Annotated in this window: 10 protein-coding genes and 1 pseudogene; 9 read left to right on the top strand and 2 right to left on the bottom strand. The window is 61.0% G+C overall.

The annotated features are described in order from the left end of the window. Together V9L18_RS17590 and V9L18_RS17585 are read left to right on the top strand one after the other, a co-directional pair. Positions 1 to 279 (top strand): annotated as a pseudogene (locus V9L18_RS17590) (APC family permease); the annotation flags it as partial. A gap of 32 nt (positions 280 to 311) precedes the next feature. Beyond that, positions 312 to 1,109 carry a carbon-nitrogen hydrolase family protein gene (locus V9L18_RS17585; protein WP_337348447.1) on the top strand — a complete coding sequence of 266 codons (798 nt, stop codon included), beginning with the start codon at positions 312 to 314 and terminating at the stop codon, positions 1,107 to 1,109. A 421-nt stretch (positions 1,110 to 1,530) separates the two neighbouring features. Here the strand turns inward: V9L18_RS17585 and V9L18_RS17580 are convergent, their stop codons facing one another. After that, entirely contained in the window at positions 1,531 to 2,736 is a 1,206-nt protein-coding gene (locus V9L18_RS17580) for a sigma-70 family RNA polymerase sigma factor (RefSeq protein ID WP_337348446.1), read from the bottom strand. A 95-nt stretch (positions 2,737 to 2,831) separates the two neighbouring features. Here V9L18_RS17580 and V9L18_RS17575 point away from each other — a divergent pair, with 95 nt between their 5' ends. Genes V9L18_RS17575 through V9L18_RS17555 form a run of 5 tightly spaced genes read left to right on the top strand, consistent with a single transcriptional unit; the run spans position 2,832 to position 12,235 of the window. After that, positions 2,832 to 4,451 carry an NERD domain-containing protein gene (locus tag V9L18_RS17575; protein WP_337348451.1) on the top strand — a complete coding sequence of 540 codons (1,620 nt, stop codon included), beginning with the start codon at positions 2,832 to 2,834 and terminating at the stop codon, positions 4,449 to 4,451. After that, positions 4,448 to 7,687, top strand: coding sequence for a helicase-related protein (locus V9L18_RS17570; RefSeq protein ID WP_337348445.1), 3,240 nt, complete (start codon positions 4,448 to 4,450; stop codon positions 7,685 to 7,687). Before V9L18_RS17575 ends, V9L18_RS17570 begins: the two co-directional genes overlap by 4 nt. After that, a complete protein-coding gene (locus V9L18_RS17565) occupies positions 7,687 to 9,561 on the top strand; it encodes a DUF1998 domain-containing protein (RefSeq protein WP_337348444.1) in 1,875 nt (624 codons plus the stop codon). The genes V9L18_RS17570 and V9L18_RS17565 overlap by 1 nt, the downstream gene beginning before the upstream one ends. After that, positions 9,558 to 10,655 (top strand): AAA family ATPase, encoded by a 1,098-nt coding sequence (locus V9L18_RS17560; protein ID WP_337348443.1) that lies wholly within the window; start codon positions 9,558 to 9,560, stop codon positions 10,653 to 10,655. Before V9L18_RS17565 ends, V9L18_RS17560 begins: the two co-directional genes overlap by 4 nt. After that, positions 10,655 to 12,235, top strand: a complete 1,581-nt coding sequence (locus tag V9L18_RS17555; RefSeq protein WP_337348442.1) for a hypothetical protein — start codon at positions 10,655 to 10,657, stop codon at positions 12,233 to 12,235. The genes V9L18_RS17560 and V9L18_RS17555 overlap by 1 nt, the downstream gene beginning before the upstream one ends. Before the next feature lie 70 nt (positions 12,236 to 12,305). Here V9L18_RS17555 and V9L18_RS17550 read toward each other — a convergent pair whose 3' ends face one another. After that, complete coding sequence (locus V9L18_RS17550; RefSeq protein ID WP_337348441.1) at positions 12,306 to 13,394, bottom strand: DNA cytosine methyltransferase; 1,089 nt, start codon at positions 13,392 to 13,394, stop codon at positions 12,306 to 12,308. A gap of 107 nt (positions 13,395 to 13,501) precedes the next feature. On the opposite strand from V9L18_RS17550, the gene V9L18_RS17545 reads away from it, so the two are divergent. After that, positions 13,502 to 14,482 (top strand): NgoMIV family type II restriction endonuclease, encoded by a 981-nt coding sequence (locus V9L18_RS17545; protein ID WP_337348440.1) that lies wholly within the window; start codon positions 13,502 to 13,504, stop codon positions 14,480 to 14,482. A gap of 100 nt (positions 14,483 to 14,582) precedes the next feature. Beyond that, on the top strand, positions 14,583 to 15,596 hold the full coding sequence (locus V9L18_RS17540) for an NgoMIV family type II restriction endonuclease (protein ID WP_337348439.1): 1,014 nt from the start codon (positions 14,583 to 14,585) through the stop codon (positions 15,594 to 15,596). Positions 15,597 to 15,842: the final 246 nt, after the last annotated feature.

Raw genomic sequence — 15,842 nt, 5'->3', positions numbered from 1 at the left:
ACCGCCTTCACGCTGGTGAACGCCTCGGTGGTGTTCCACTATGTGCGCCAGCGCCGAGCCGGGCAGCAGCTGAACCCCGTGTCCTACGTGGTGATCCCGGTGATCGGCGCCATCATCTGTGCGTATCTGCTCTCCCAGCTGGACAGCAACGCCATTACGCTGGGAGTGACCTGGCTGGTGCTGGGCGTGTTGGTCCTGGCACTGATCACCCGGGGCTTCAAGGCGGCGCCGCCGGAGATGACGGCCACGGAGAAGGCTACGGTCGAGGCGGCCGCCTGAGACTGGCTTTTTCACCCGGGCCGGTGCGTGCAGTGAGGGAAGGAGCAGCCGTGAGGATAGCGCTGGGGCAGCTGGAGTCGGGCACCGACATCCAGGCCAACCTCGCCGCGATCGACCGGTTCGCCGCCGAGGCCGCGCGCGACGGCGCCGCGCTGGTCGCCTTTCCGGAATACGCCACGTACGAGAAGAAGAAAGTGGACGCGTCGTTCCCCGCGGTGGCGGAGACGCTGGACGGGCCCGCCTGCCGGGAGCTCGCCAGTATCGCCCGCCGCCAGCGCATGGCCTTGGTGGCAGGCGTGGTGGAGACGTCGGAGGAGCCGGGCAGGGCGTACAACACGCTGGTGGCGTTCGGTCCCGACGGCGGCCGGCTGGCTTTTTACCGGAAGATCCACCTTTTCGACGCGCAGGGCTTTGGCGAGTCGACGTTCATCAAGCCCGGCCCGTCCACCGAGCCGGTGGTGTTCGAACACGGGGGAGTGCGGTTCGGGCTGATGACCTGCTACGACCTGCGGTTCCCGGAGCTGGCCAGGTCACTGGCCGACTCCGGCGCGCAGGTTTTGCTGGTCTGCTCGTCCTGGGTGCCGGGCGAGCACAAGACTGAGCAGTGGCTGGCGCTGAACACAGCGCGGGCGATCGAGAACAGCGTGTACGTGGCGGGGGTGTGCCAGGCGCCGCCCGTGTCCGTGGGGCGGAGCGTGCTGGTGGATCCGATGGGGGTTGTGGAGGCGGACCTTGGGTTGGAGCCCGGGGTGCGGGCGGTGGAGGTTTCGCCGGAGACGGTGGACCGGGTGCGGGAGTCGTTCCCGATGTTCCGGCAGCGGCGGTTGTAGGTGGTCCTTGGCGTCAACCCCGTCACGCGCATGGCTTCGGCAGCTTCAGGCCGCATCATCCAGTGAGGCCAGACGGGCAGGTTTGCCGGTGATAATGCGCACAGCGGTCAGCAGTTCTCGAAGGGCTTGAGCTCAACCAGCGGGTGAAAAGTCTGGACGGGGGCTCCGTCAGCGGGTCCTCAACGACGTACGTAATGCCGTCGGACTTTGACACGCTCGCTCCCAGCTTGGAGCAATAATCTCTTCCCTGGCACAAGATTCTATTTATGGGCTGCCGTTGTTGTGTCGGCAGCTCTGCAGACTTGACTCCTGGCAGGCAGCTGGCCAATGGCCGTCCTGGCGAACCAGGGTGCATGTGAGCGGGCAAAGCTCGGAAGCTCACGCCTCATCTGCGGGGATGACTTCGTTATCAGTATCCGGGTCAAGCCTTTGGTAGGTCATCAGTGCCGTACATGAACGGCCGAAGCACGGCGCTTCGGGACGGGTGTCGGAGCTTGTCCATCACTTTCTTTTCAATTTGACGGATTCGCTCGCGCGTCACACCGTAGACTTTGCCGATTTCGTCGAGCGTCTTCGGCTCACCGTCCAAGAGTCCGAATCGCAAAGACACTATGGTAGCTTCGCGTTCGCTCAGCGTATCTAGTAAGGCACTAATCTGTTCGCGGAGGAGGAGCGATTCGAGCTCGTGCTCCGGACCAGCATCAGGATCAGCACGGTCGTAGAGGTCACCTAAAGTCGACTCCCCCTCCGTTCCAACCGGACTGTCCAGTGAGAGGATGTCCTGCGGGCCTAGCATGAGGCATTCGGTCACTTGGTTGTCAGTCAGCTCGCATGCGAGGGCCAGCTGGTGAACTGACGGCTCCACTCCATCTAGCGTCAAGCGGGCACGGATGTGCCAGACCTTATGCACGCGCTCGTACATGTGGACAGGCAATCGGATCAATCGTGACTCGTTGGCGATGCCTCGGGTAATCGACTGGTGTATCCAGTGCATCGCATAGGTCGAGAATTTGGTGCCCTGCGACGGATCGAATAACTCTACGGCGCGAATTAAGCCAATCACGCCGTGCTGAATCATATCTTCGTAGTCCATGCCCGGCGGTGCATAGCGTTGCGCCACGGAGTGCACTAATCTTTGGTTGTGCAACAGCAGGCATTCCGCAGCAGCCCGTGCCTCGCCGGTCAGTCGCGCGAACTCGCCCTGCGCCAGAGGCTTGTCACTCACGCTGTGCACGAGAATGGCCAAACCGACCTCCTCCTCCGCCTTAAGCAGCACACGGGACAGGTTGTGAATGTGTCGATCACGATCTATCCGCTCGCGAGCAGCCGCTACGGCCTCGGAAATGTGTCCGTTGTGGGCGCCTGGCGTGTCGTTCAAGAAAGGGGCGTCCCGTGCGGTCTCGTCCTCCATCTCCGCAGGAAGTTCAGGGTCGCGGGCAACAGGCACGAGGTCCTCTTCGACGGTGATGCCCGCCTTGGCAAGCAATCGTTCAATCTCTTCACGAAGCCCGTCAGGTGGGGAATGCAGCGTAGCCAGCACGCGCTCAACACGGGTGCGACGGATGACATGATCTCGTATGAAAGGCCGAAGTCGACCGAGTACGCGGCCGACATATTCAAGGTTCACCCGACACCTTCCTCAGTGCCTCCACATGCACGTGTATGAACGCGCCTGCCGGTAGCATCTCATCCCAGTAGCAGATAGGGGGAGCAACATTGAAGATGATTCCAGCCGAGCTTGGCCTTGGCTCAACTACCTCGTCAGAACGGCGGGTCTTCGATGCGCTTGCGGCCAGTGATATCACGGGAACGGCTCTCCACTCCCTCAACCTGCCGACGCACGAATACAAGCTCACCTCGGAGCTTGATTTTGTGCTTGTGCTAAACGAACTTGTGCTGGTAATTGAGGTCAAGGGTGCTCAAGTTTCTTGTAACAACGGCTTGTGGACGTACAGCGATCGTAGCGGACACTTCCGACAAGATCGGGAGGGACCGTTCAAGCAGGTCACGAGCGGGATGTACGCCCTTCGCGACCGGCTGCGAGGACGCCTGGGAGTAGAGATTGACGACATCGCTTTCGGCTTCCTGGTTGTGACGCCAGATGTTGACCTGGCTCTCAGCAGTTTCGAGTGGGACGCCGAGACTTACTGCGGGCGCGGCCAGTTCAACCGCGACCTCCCCAAGGCGCTTAGCCGAGCGGCGACCTACTGGCGAGGACGCCAGCCCACAAGGCAGACCATTAACAAGGAGCTGCACAGCAAGCTGATTCGGGAGCTACGCCCCAGCTTCGATCGCTCGCCCCTGCTCGATGCCCGGGCCAGTACGCTCGACGCCGCTCTCGTACGCCTAACCGACGAGCAGTTTTCGCGTCTCGACCTCATTAGCGATGCACCTCGGGTGCTCTGCAACGGCGGAGCTGGCACCGGCAAAACCTTCCTTGCTGCCGAGGTTGCACGACGAAAGGCACTCACCGGGCAGTCTGTGTTGTTCACGTGCCGTAGCGAAGTTCTGGCCGAATTCGTCCGTGGCCTGCTGGTGGGAACCGATGTCACCGTCTACGCGGCAGCCGAGCTTCCCAACAACCTCCAGTTCGATGTGGTCGTCATTGACGAGGCCCAGGATCTCATGAACTACGAAAGCCTCGACCGGTTGGAGGCAGTCATTGGCGGTGGATGGAGTAATGGCCGGTGGGTAATGTTCATGGACCAGAACCGCCAAGCACACCTCTACGGTGACTACGATCCAGACGCGTTGCTTTTCGTGCAGTCGTTTCGCCCCGTGCCCGCCACGCTGCGGACCAACTGCCGCAACACCCGCGAGATCGCCTTCCAGACACGGGCCCTGACCGGTGCGGACACCGGAGTCGCCGCCGCCGGCGCAGGACCTGAGGTGAAGTTCGCACCCGTCACCGACCGCGAGTCTGAGACTGCGGCGCTGGAAGCCCATCTGCGATCTCTCCGCGAGCAAGAAGTGTCGGCGGGTCACGTCACGATCGTGTCGTTGCGCGGTGACTGGGAGACGAGCGCTGCCCGGGGGTTGCGTGAGGCACGTAGGGGGAAGTTGCGACTGCTCGACAGGGAGTTTGCATCCGGCTGGCCCGGTGAAGATCTTACGTGGGCGTCGGCGGTGGACGTAAAGGGTTTGGAGAATAGGTTTGTGTGTGTAATCGACATTGACTCTTTGGAGTCGGAAACGGACATCGACCTGCTGTACGTCGCGCTCAGTCGGCCACGCGCCGGACTCTGGCTGGCGATCAATCCGGCCATCGCCGCACGGGTGGCAGAGCTCTACCAGGCCCACGCCGCCACGGCCCTCGCAGCCTTGAACAAGGCAGGCGCATGATGGCACTTACCCAGACTCGTGCAGACTTCGTCGCGTACGTACGACGCCAACTCGTCGGCCCCTTCTCAGGCCCGAACGAGATCATCTTCGATCCGCCAAACAGGCGTTACCTCATGGGCATATTGTTCCCGCGGCAAGTGTCCTTTGCTGGCTACGCTGACCAGGAGGGCGAGGAACAGGACGAATCGGCCGCGACTGGAGGCGGTGACGAAAGTCAGTTCAGCGACGACCCTGTATCCGCAGCCAACGACTTCCTTCCCGCCTCCCAGGGGCTGTCGTTTTTCACCACTGCAACGTCAATGACATTCAAGGCCCGAGGGGCCGAGTACGAAACCTTGAGCGGCGAGGCCGCCGAAGCAGCACTTGCCGCCGAGGAGGTTCAGGACGGCGGTCCCACGGAAGAACAGGACGAGGACCCTCGTAGGAAGCTTCCCGGCTCCAAGCGCATTTGGCGGCGAAAACCGCTCGATGAGGCGACAATGTCACTCACCGCTGAGGACTCCCACCCCAAGACGATCTGGGGCGGCAAGGCCGAGGTGCATATCCGCTGGCGCAAGTACCCCCACGGCAACCTCGTGACGGTGACTCTGGTCAATGCGCGCACCAACGATGACGAGCATCCCGAGCGAGCCTGGAACGACATGCTTCTCCAGGTCGAGTTCGACATAAGTGTGTCAGATAGCGGCGAGGTGCTGGAGTACCCATCGGTGGCGATGGCCTCGCATGATCCTGAGGAGCAGGAGCTGCGACTTCTTTACCGCCAGGCTCGCGTGTTCGCTATCGGGCACGGCTGCTCACCGGAGTGGAAGGACGTGGACGGCACCGTCCACGCCGTTCAATCCGAGGTGATGCCGTCGCGCATCGTACCGAGCGTCAGCGCCGAGGGCGACGCGGCACAGGTTCTCGACATCGCCTGGTTGGCAGACGACTCCGTGTCAGCCGACGAGCTGGTCCGCGAACTCGACGCCTTTATCGATCCCTATGCGGACTGGATTGAACAGGTAGCCACTGAAGCCGCGAACCTCGACCAGCGATACACAGCAGCCGCGGAGCCAGTACTGCAGCGGTTGGAACGTGCCCGCGACCGGATGCGCGGTGGCGTGCAGGTGTTCGCCAATCACCCTGACCGCGCTAAGCTGATCGAGGCCTTTCGGCTGGCCAACCGGGCGATGTTGATACAGATGCGGCACAGCGAGAAGGACCTGGCCGGTATGCGGCATCCGCGCAGCGCTGCTCCCGACCTGCCGACTAGCTATCCCGCCGGGGCGAAGTGGCGCCCCTTCCAGATGGGCTTCTTCCTGACGGCCCTGCAGGGGCTGGTGAACCCCGAGCACGAGGATCGGAATGTCGTTGACCTCATTTGGTTCCCCACCGGTGGTGGCAAGACCGAGGCCTACTTGCTGGTCGCAGCATTTGAGATCTTCCGCCGACGGCTGTTGGAAGGCGCGAAGGGTGCGGGGACTTCAATCCTCAGTCGGTATACTTTGTCGCTCCTGACTGCCCAGCAGTTCCAGCGCACGGCATCGACCATCGCCGCCTGTGAGCATCTGCGGCGTGAAGAAAAGGCCAAACTGGGTGACGAGCTGATCTCGGTCGGATTGTGGGTCGGTGAGGCCACGACTCCTAACCACTACGTGCAAGCACGAGAACGCTTCGATGAGCTGCGCGACGCGGGCGAAACTGACGACCGCTTCCTCCTCGAACGTTGCCCATGGTGCGGCACGGAGATCGTGCCTCGCGAGCACAGCGACGATAACGCAGACTACGGCATCGTCTCCACCGATCGCTCATTCAAGTTCCACTGCACATCGAGCAAGTGCGAGTTCAACGCCGAGCTGCCAGTGCTGGTAGTTGATGACGCGCTGTACGAGAATCCGCCAACGTTTCTGCTCGGGACAGTGGACAAGTTCGCCCAGCTCGCCTGGGTACCGGAATCGGGTAAGTTGTTCGGCCGGGGTAACGGAAAACTGCCGCCATCGCTCATCATCCAGGACGAGCTGCACCTGCTAACCGGCCCACTCGGCACCACGGTTGGTCTCTACGAGGCGGCGATCAACCTGCTTTGCGAGACGGACGGACGACCCCCGAAAGTAATAGCCTCGACGGCAACGATCCGACGCGCCTCAGCCCAAATCAACGGGCTGTTCGGACGGCCGGTCGACCTTTTCCCGCCGTCTGGCATCAATGCTGACGATTCCTACTTCGCACGGGTGGATAAGGACGCACCCGGCCGGCTGTACGTTGGCATGATGGCGCAGGGCCATACCTCGGACACTGCAGTCGTGCACTCCGGCGCCGCACTGCTTCAGGCCCCGGTCGACCTCAGCCTGACCGGCGACGCCCAAGACGCCTACTGGACCGTCGTGGTGTACCACAGCTCACTGCGCGAGCTTGGCCGCACCGTGACCATCGCCCGCGACGACATCAACTCTCGGCTGGGCGGTCTCATCGTCGATCGCCCGCGGCGCAAGTACGATGTCGAGGAGCTTTCCTCGTCAGTGCCGCGCGCCCAACAGCCCCGACTGTTGGAGCGCCTCAATCTGCCTTGTTCCAGCCCATACGTAGTGGACTTCCTGGCCACCACCAACATGCTCTCCGTCGGCGTCGATGTGCCGCGCCTGGGACTCATGCTCATGAACGGACAGCCCAAGGCAACTGCCGAGTACATCCAGGCCACCAGCCGCGTCGGTCGTTCTGCGGCGCCTGGTCTGGTGTTCGGCCTGTTCCGCTCGACAAAGCCCCGAGACCGCTCGCACTACGAGAACTTCCGCGCCTATCACTCGGCGCTCTATCGACACGTCGAGCCGACCAGCGTCACGCCGTACTCACCGCCCTCCCGCGACCGCGCGCTGCACGCCGCGCTTGTGATCCTAGTTCGCCACCGGCTCGGGCTGGCAGCAGACGGGCGCGCAGGCGAAGTCAGGAACCGCATCGCGGAGTTGCGTGACTTGGCTGCTGCCTTGGTCGACGTAGTGGAGCGTGTCGAGCCCCGGGAGCGCGCCGGGGCGCAGACCTACCTCACCAAGTTCATGGAAGACTGGCTCGACCGCGCCAAGCGTGCCGACGACGACAACAAGCTCCTGTACTACCGGTCCAGCGGCAAGGGGCAGATCAACCTCATCAAGCAGTTCAACGCCAAGGGCGACGCCTGGCCAACCCTCGGCTCAATGCGCAATGTGGACATGGAGTCGTTGGTCGAGGTCGCCCACGGCGCTTCGGGAGGTACGAGTAACTAATGCAGCGCAAGATCAGACAGTCTCAGACCATCGTCCCGTTCGGAGTCGGCGCTATCTTCGACTTCAAAGGCGAGTCGCTGGTCGGATGCGACACCTTCCGGTGGGGGCCCCGCGGCGAGACCATCCAGAGCGAACGGCTCGCAGCCGCGCTCGGCGTCGCCCAGTTCCGCGCGGCCCCAGCCGTGGACAGCAACGCCTGGGCGTCACCCACAGCTGGCGTGCCATACTCACGGTTCCCGACCTGGCTATTCTGTCAGCAGTGCAGGCGCATGGTGCGATGGCGCCGCTCGCTGGAGCAGGAGGGCAAGGCCCCGACTTGTGGGAGCTGCCCGGGCAAGAAGCCGCTCGTGCCGATGCGTTGGATTCAGATTTGCGCCAAGGGCCACATGGACGACGCCGACTGGCGACGTTGGGCCCACTCGCGGAACACGAGTCCGGAGGCGCGCCAGTGTCAGAAGGACAACCTGTTCTTCGAGACGCTGCCTGGCAAGGGCGCTGGGGGTCTCGACACGCTACAGGTGCACTGCCGGAGCTGTCACAGCCGTCGTAACCTCATGGGAATCACGACGAAGGGTTCGCTTAAGTCAATCGGGGTCGCGTGTGGTGGTCGACAGCCGTGGCAGCGGTTCGAGGAGAAGGTGGACTGCGACGAGACTCCGCTGGCTGTCCAGCGCGGTGCCAGCAACGTCTACTTCCCGCTCGTGCACTCGTCCATCGAGATTCCGAACCCTTCCCGTTCGGATGCCTTCAGTGAGAAAGCGTTGGCGATCAAGGCCGATCCTTTCTTCCGTCCGCTTTTGACGGTCAACGATGACGCACCAATGTTTGACATGATGGTGCAGACGCTGGCGGAAGGGCACGGAGTTGGTCCCGGCTTCGTGAAAGCACTCGCCCGGGACGAGAGGCAGCGCGAGGCCGGAATGGCGACCGCAGTCGAAGCGACGCCGGGGGACTTGCTCGGTGAGGAGTGGGCGGCCTTCCTGACGCCCACGGAAAATTCCGACGACCGTCACTTCCGCACCCGACACGTCGGCTTGACCATTGGCACTGGCGATGGCGACGAGATCACGTCCTTGCTCACCGATCGCATCGACAAGGTGGTGCTTGCCGACCGATTGCGCGAGGTTCGAGCGCTGGAGGGATTCCACCGAGTGACGCCCGGCGGAAGGGACACGCTGGTAAAGGCCGCGCTCAAGCACACCGTGAACTGGTTGCCAGCCATCGACGTGCGCGGCGAGGGCATCTTCCTGTCTCTTGACGAGAACCGGCTGACTGTATGGGAGGAGCGGGACGACGTGCGTGCACGCATTGCCGAGCTCGACCGACGCCTTGACACCTCATTCATGGCCCCGCGCCTTCGGGAGCGTACCGGCCCTATCCTCGCTCCTCGCTACGTCCTGCTGCACACCTTCGCGCACTTGCTGATCCGCCGTCTCGCGTTTGAGTCGGGATATGCCGCCACCAGTTTGCGTGAGCGCATTTACGCCAGGAGCAGCATTGAAGTGGACGGCACGGCCAAGCAGGCGGGCATCCTGATCTACACCGCCGCCGGTGACTCCGAGGGCACGCTAGGTGGCCTCGTTCGCCAGGGTGAGCCCCCGGTCCTGAAAACGACGATCCTGGAAGCGTTGCAGGATGCCATGTGGTGTTCGTCCGACCCGCTGTGTAGCGAGAATTTGGCTTCGACGTTCGCAAGCCTGAACCTCGCTGCCTGCCATGCCTGCACTCTTGTTGCGGAGACGAGTTGCGAGAGCGGCAACTTCCTGCTTGACCGGGCGATGGTTATAGGGAACGACCAGGTACAGGGGTTCTTCAAGCCCGTTCTCGACGCCGCCATCGCGGCGGCTGGTGAGGGAGTCAAGGGAATCAGGTGAGACTGCCTGCCTTCGAGGACCTGTCAAAAGAGCAGGACCTCATCTTCAACCTCGACCTCGACGGCAACTACATCGTCAGTGGTCCGCCTGGCACAGGCAAGTCGGTGATGGCGCTGTACCGCGCCCAGGCGCTGACTTTCGATGACCGCAAGCCTACGGTGCTCATGTACTCCAAAGTGCTCAAGCAATACACCGAGCAGGCCGCGAACGAGGTGGACGTGGCAGGCTATGTCACGACTTTCCATAGTTGGTTCTGGGACTTCTGGCGAAAGAACTACAGCGCAAATCCACCTTCGTTAGCCGGCAACTCGTTCGACCACGACTGGGCGCAGATCGCACAGGAGTTCATGACTAACCCGCCGGAGCTTGGCAGCCTTGCTGACCTCATCGTGGACGAGGGGCAGGACTTGTCGCTGAGTTTCTTCCGCATCGCCCGATTCGTCGCCAAAAACATCACGGTGTTTGCTGATGAGAACCAGCAGTTGTTCGACAACAACACCACGCTGCGCGAGATCGAAACTGGCATTGGCGCGCGGGAGCATCTGGTGTTGCGACGCAACCATCGCAACACGACAGAGATCGCGGCTGTCGCCGCCAAGTACTACTCGGGTACGCCAACGGGCATCCCTGACCCGCCTGAGCGCCACGGCGACAAGCCGAGCCTTCGGCGGTACGCCAGCACCGACGAGTTCACCGACTTCGTTGCCCGCTATGTAAAGGCGCGCTCCCATCTGACTATCGGCATCGCCTGCCCGAACGTAAACACCCAGCACCGGCTCTACCGCGAGCTGACGAAGCGAAAGCTGCCGATCCCGGTACAGCAGTACGTCTCGGGGAACCGCCAGCACAGTTTGGTGGGCTTTGATTCGCCAGCTCTGACCCTCCTCCACTACAAGTCGCTGAAGGGGTTGGAGTTCGACGCCTTGTTCGTGCCCGAACTACAGCAGGTGGCAGGAGATGTAACGTCGGCGGCGACTCGCATGATGTTCTATGTCGTGATGTCCAGAGCGCGCAACGAGCTGCACCTGTCGTGGAGCGGCTTCTCCAATAAGCCGGACATTGTGGCGAATTTGAAAGGCCTGGTGCAAGAATAATGACTGAAGAAGGGCAGTTGGAATTTAGTGGACTGCCAAGCGACGAGCTGGCTAACGAGAAAAAGCCCGCACTCAAACGCAAACGAGTTAATCTCGTCGAGGAGCCAGCGGAGGTAGCCCCAACGGCGACTGACCCTGAGCTGGCAACGGACGAGGCTGAGGAACCGGCTGACACTTCCTCCGCGCTCGAGCATTTTTCCGAGATCGAAGAATCGATCTCCATAGGGATCAGCGATGAGTCGATATCGATGGAGGAACCGGCCGCGGGAATCGCGCGCGAGCAAGCGGAGGAGGAAGTTGAAGCTCCCGATCCAGTGGCCGGAGTCGGGGGAGGCGTCGTTGTCGTATCCGGGGCCAGGCGGCTGTTCCTTCTAACTAATCGGATGAACCTCATCGGCATTCTCAGTTCGCGGGTGCTGGCGCCACGCGAGTCCTTCCACAAGTACTACGCCGACCTGTTGGAGCTGTCTCCCGGCTGGGTGCCGTTGCTTACCGTCCAGCCGACAGCTCAACTTGTGGAACGAGTCGTGGCAGAACGCGGAGCTGGCGCACCGGTGCTTGTGGAGTTATCCGAATCAGGTCTGAAGGGCCAGCAACCTGACAGCCCGGTAACGTACGTTCGCGCTGCGCTGTTGTCCGATGTCGTCGCGATCCATTTTCGCGAGGAGAAGTCGCTGCGCGAGCATCGAGCTCGCGGATACAGTAACGTTCACCCGCATGAGGATCTGCTTAGAGTCAGCTCCGAGCTGTTCACATCGACGTCGGATGTCAAGTTCCCGGTCGGAGCACCCGAGGACGGGGCGGGAATTGACTGGCTGCAAATCGATCGTACGCGAGGAGCTCTGAGTGGGTTCCTGGCGGCGGCGGACAGCGGCGAAGGTCTGGCAGTAGCATCTCGCGCGCTGGGCGCCCCTCAGGTCCCCAAGGGGACTGTCTTGCCGCATTGGTTGACATGGGACTCCCTGACAGGCCGAGTTCCGGCGCCAGTGACCGAAAGCGAAGCTGAGCTTGCGGACCGGTTGATATTCCAGACGGCGTATCGGATCCTGGGCGAACGGGATCAGGCGGAGTATTGGAGTGCGTCTGAAGTGCTAGAAGCAGTTGCCAGCGAGATCCAGTCGGCACAGCCCAACCCTGGGGCTCAGGTCCTCATCGATCGGAACCTTCAACGTGTTCGTGAGCTGGTCAACGTCGAGCGTGACTTTGAGCCCTTTCGCAATCCTGGGAGTCCCTACGTCGCGGCGAAGTCCTTCCTAATGGTCTTGTTACGACCCGACCTTGGTCAGCTCCTTGATTGGTCGGCCGAGGAGACAGGCGCTGACCCCACGACTCGCACGGTGGCCGCCGTTCTGGCCGGTCGCCTGCGCGGCTTGGCTCGTGAGTCAGTCAAACTCCGGAACAAGGCACTGGATGACATCACCGCCGCTCAGGCTGTGCATGCCGCGACCGGTGCAGAACGTTCACTAGGTGTAGCTGAGTTCGTGGCCAGCGCCGCCGGTACCACGCTGCTGCTAAATGGCATGGAACTACAGGCGGCAGCACCGCTTGTGTCGATCCAACCACCGTCTTCGGTGCGTTGAGCCCTGAAACAAAGAGTCTTAACCTTAAAAGCCGCCCTGGAGCTGTCCCAGGGCGGCTTTTGTTGTAGCTCTACCCAACTGTGGCAAGCTCTCGCTGGGCTGCTAGCGCAGTGTGGAGATGACGGGCGATTGCCCAGGCCAGCGCGGTCGGGACGGCGTTGCCGATTTGTCGGGCTATTTCGATTTTGGAACCCTCAAAGATGAAGCTGTCAGGGAAGCCTTGGAGCCGTGCCGCTTCACGATGAGTGATCGGCCTGTGCGCCTCAGGGTGGAGGTAGCGGCCCTTCTCCGGCTTAAAGAACTCGGTCCGAATCGTCGGCGATGGTCGCTCCCACCACAACCGACCCATAACGTCGGTTGTGCCGGTCGGCTTCTCAGCCCAGCATCTGGGGAGGAGATCCGGTCGGTTCCTTGCTAGGTCAAATCTGTTCCCGCCCTCAGGAATCGCCATGTAGCGCTCTAGGCTCGTCGGGCGGGGGTTCCGCTTTAAGTGGAGCTCCTGACGGTCGCCAGCAATGCCCTCGATCACTTCCGGCTCGACGGCGGTCGGGTACTGCGGTAAGTCGCCGATAGCGTCGCGCACGGTCACATACGGGGTGCCGCTGACGGCGTTTGGGCCGTGGGTGACGGGCGGGGGCCATGCTACTGCGTCGGCTCCACGGACTGCCATGAAGATGCCTCGGATGCGGCGCTGGGGCGCTCCGTATTCAGCGGCGTTCAGCGGGCCGTAAGCGAAGGCGTACTCCTTCAGTACGGGGTCAGTTTCCATTGCCTCTAGGAGTGCGTGGAACTGCGCGGACTTCTGGAACTCCGGCACGTTCTCGATGACGAACGCCGCGGGCCGTACTTGGCGGACGGCGCGAAGGTACTGCTGCCAGAGTTCATTGAGCTCCGCGCGGGATTCGTCGTCGCGGTCCCGCCCCAGGGGCGAAAAACCTTGGCAGGGAGGTCCACCGATAATCACGTCGGCTTCGGGGAACGACTCTACGTCAGTCACAGAGCCGGTTTCCACGGCACAGCCGAAGTGTCTCTCGTAGGTGCGTGCGGCGGCCTTGTCGATCTCAACGGCGAAGATCGGCATGAAGCCTAGCTCCGCCTGCTCGAAGCCCAGAGAAAGTCCTCCGGCGCCTGCGAATAAGTCTATTGTGCGTATGTCCATGATGCCCTTCCCGGTCGTAATCCTATCCTTACCGAGGGGTGCGACATCCGAGCTCGCCGGTGTGTCCAGTTGGGTGATTGCTCACGTTTAATGAAAGGCTCAGGCTCATGCCAGCCCCTTTCGCCGCTCAGCTGTGCGGATATCGTCTAGACAAACAACAGAACCTTACCGACCGCCCAAACACGTCGGATGCTAGTGAAGAAGGGTCAAAGGAGCTGGGACGGGCCCTGTTCGAGGAACTCGGCGTGCCTACTGACAGGGTGGGCCCCAAGGATCCCGGGGCAAGGATGGAGGAGGCGATTCAGGAGCACCTCAAAAAGATAGGTTCCGACGTTTCGATCCACCGTTCGAAGTCGGCGCTTGATTTCCAGCAGTATGCACATTTGAGGGTTTTTCCAGAGTTTAAAAAGGGCCACAAAGACGCCTGGCCAGCCATAAACGATTTGCTCACAATTGCACAGGAGCTTCCGCGATCCAAGGCTACGACAAGTATCCGGCGGAAACTGAAAGTAGCCTCAACGAACTTCTCGGTGCAAGACAGCATCAGTGAGAGACTGAAGTTGTATATGCCTGAAGAGTCTCTGCTAAATCTGGATCTCACCTGTGCACTAGAGAGGGAGGGGCAGGAACCAGTTCTCCGACTCGGACTTTCGTCGAAATGGACACTTCGCACCGACCGCGCCCAGGACTGCGTATCTCAAGGTGCCAAGTTGGCTTCACAGCGGAGGGGGCCGATGCCGCACTACGCAGTCATAACCATGGAGCCCCGCCCAGCCATGTTGAAGATTCTTGCGGACGGCTCCGGAGCTGTGGATTACGTGTACCACTTGGATCTACCAGCCCTAAGCCGGGCCATAGAAAAGGTCAGATCAACGAAAAAGGGCAGCTGGAGCCCAGGCATTACGTTTGACAGGCTGCTTATGCAAGGGCGTATCCGTGATTACGACGACTTGGTAAGGGCTGTGAAATCGATTTCCGCCTACGTTCCGCCCACGGTGCCAGAGGGCGCCATTGCTGAAGCTGAAGAGATCGCACGCCGCAGCGGCGAGACGTTAGATGATGTAGAACTTCCTCCTAGGAATGTCTAACTGGCCCACTGCCGTCGAGAGTAAGCAATGCGGCACGAAGCTGGACTTGCGAAAACCTAGTGGCATATATGCGGTCTAGGCGAATTGAACTGGAGGAAGAATGTCCGAAGAAGGCACGCTCTTTAGGCTATCCCCGTCTGCCGGAACGGGCGGAGATGAAGCATCCGGCCCGACTGGCGGAGTAGATTTTTATGCCCACGCTGGCGACGTAGTCGCCCGCATGAACCGCGGGACTGAACCTTTATTGGTCACAGCACGCCGCGAGTTTCACCGGGACTTAGCCAGTGCCCTCACGATAGATGCCGAAGGAGTTCCAAGCAACGCGGACTCCAGTAGCCGACCAAGCATTAGGTTTGCACAAGGAGTCGCTGAGCGATTAGGGACGGCGACACGGGCAAAAAAGTTACAAGGCCAAACTTTGGGCGCCCGGTTCGAACAGGCCACTGCTAGTTTCTTAGCAAAAACGTTTCCTTACCTAGATACGATTCGTCCCGGGGATTGGACGGTTCGTCGCATTGGCGATAATAGTCACCCTGGGTTCAAGTCGCAGAAGCAAAAGATTGAGGGGTCAATATACGAGCAGTACGAACACCTTGCAGATCTAGAAACAATCGTGAAGGAGAATCGGGCAATGCAAGCGTCGTTGGGAAACGCCTATGCTATTGCGCCAGACGTGGTTGTGACTCGCATGCCAGTCGGTGACGACTTGATAAATCGGGAGCGCTACATCGTTGGCGAAGATGCCGCACAGCACGCCCCGATTCGGAGTAATGTGCAGACCCGTGCACTTCTTCATGCAGTTGTTTCCTGTAAGTGGACCATTCGCACCGATAGGGCGCAGAATGCCCGCTCTGAAGCACTTAACCTAATTCGAAATCGGAAGGGCCGCACTCCTCATATTGCCATTGTCACAGCTGAACCGGTGCCAAATCGATTGGCATCGCTGGCTCTCGGTACCGGAGACGTAGACTGCGTTTATCACTTCGCGCTTCCGGAGCTTATGCACACGCTTGAGGAAGACAGCGATGAGTCCGCCTTCGAGATGCTCCAGATGATGGTGCATGGAAAGCGGTTAAAGGACATCTCTGACTTGCCCTTAGACCTGGCAGTCTAATTATCGCACGACCAGGCAGGTGGGTTTCTTCATATTCCAGAATCGGACTGATTCGACATCTCCAAGCTAACGCTAATCTAGCAAATCTCATAGGGGCATCCATTCAGAAGGGCCAGTAGAACGCCCATAGGAACGAGGGTACGACTTGCAATGCAACGCTTGCGATCGATGGTGCCCGGGATGCTTTCCACGAAGGGCGTGGAGACAATGAGAGCGCTGGCCTTATGCCAGGCTCTCTGCGCGTGA

The organism is Pseudarthrobacter sp. CCNWLW217 (assembly GCF_037203985.1).
Lineage (GTDB): Bacteria > Actinomycetota > Actinomycetes > Actinomycetales > Micrococcaceae > Arthrobacter.
This window is presented reverse-complemented; position numbering and strand designations above follow the sequence as displayed.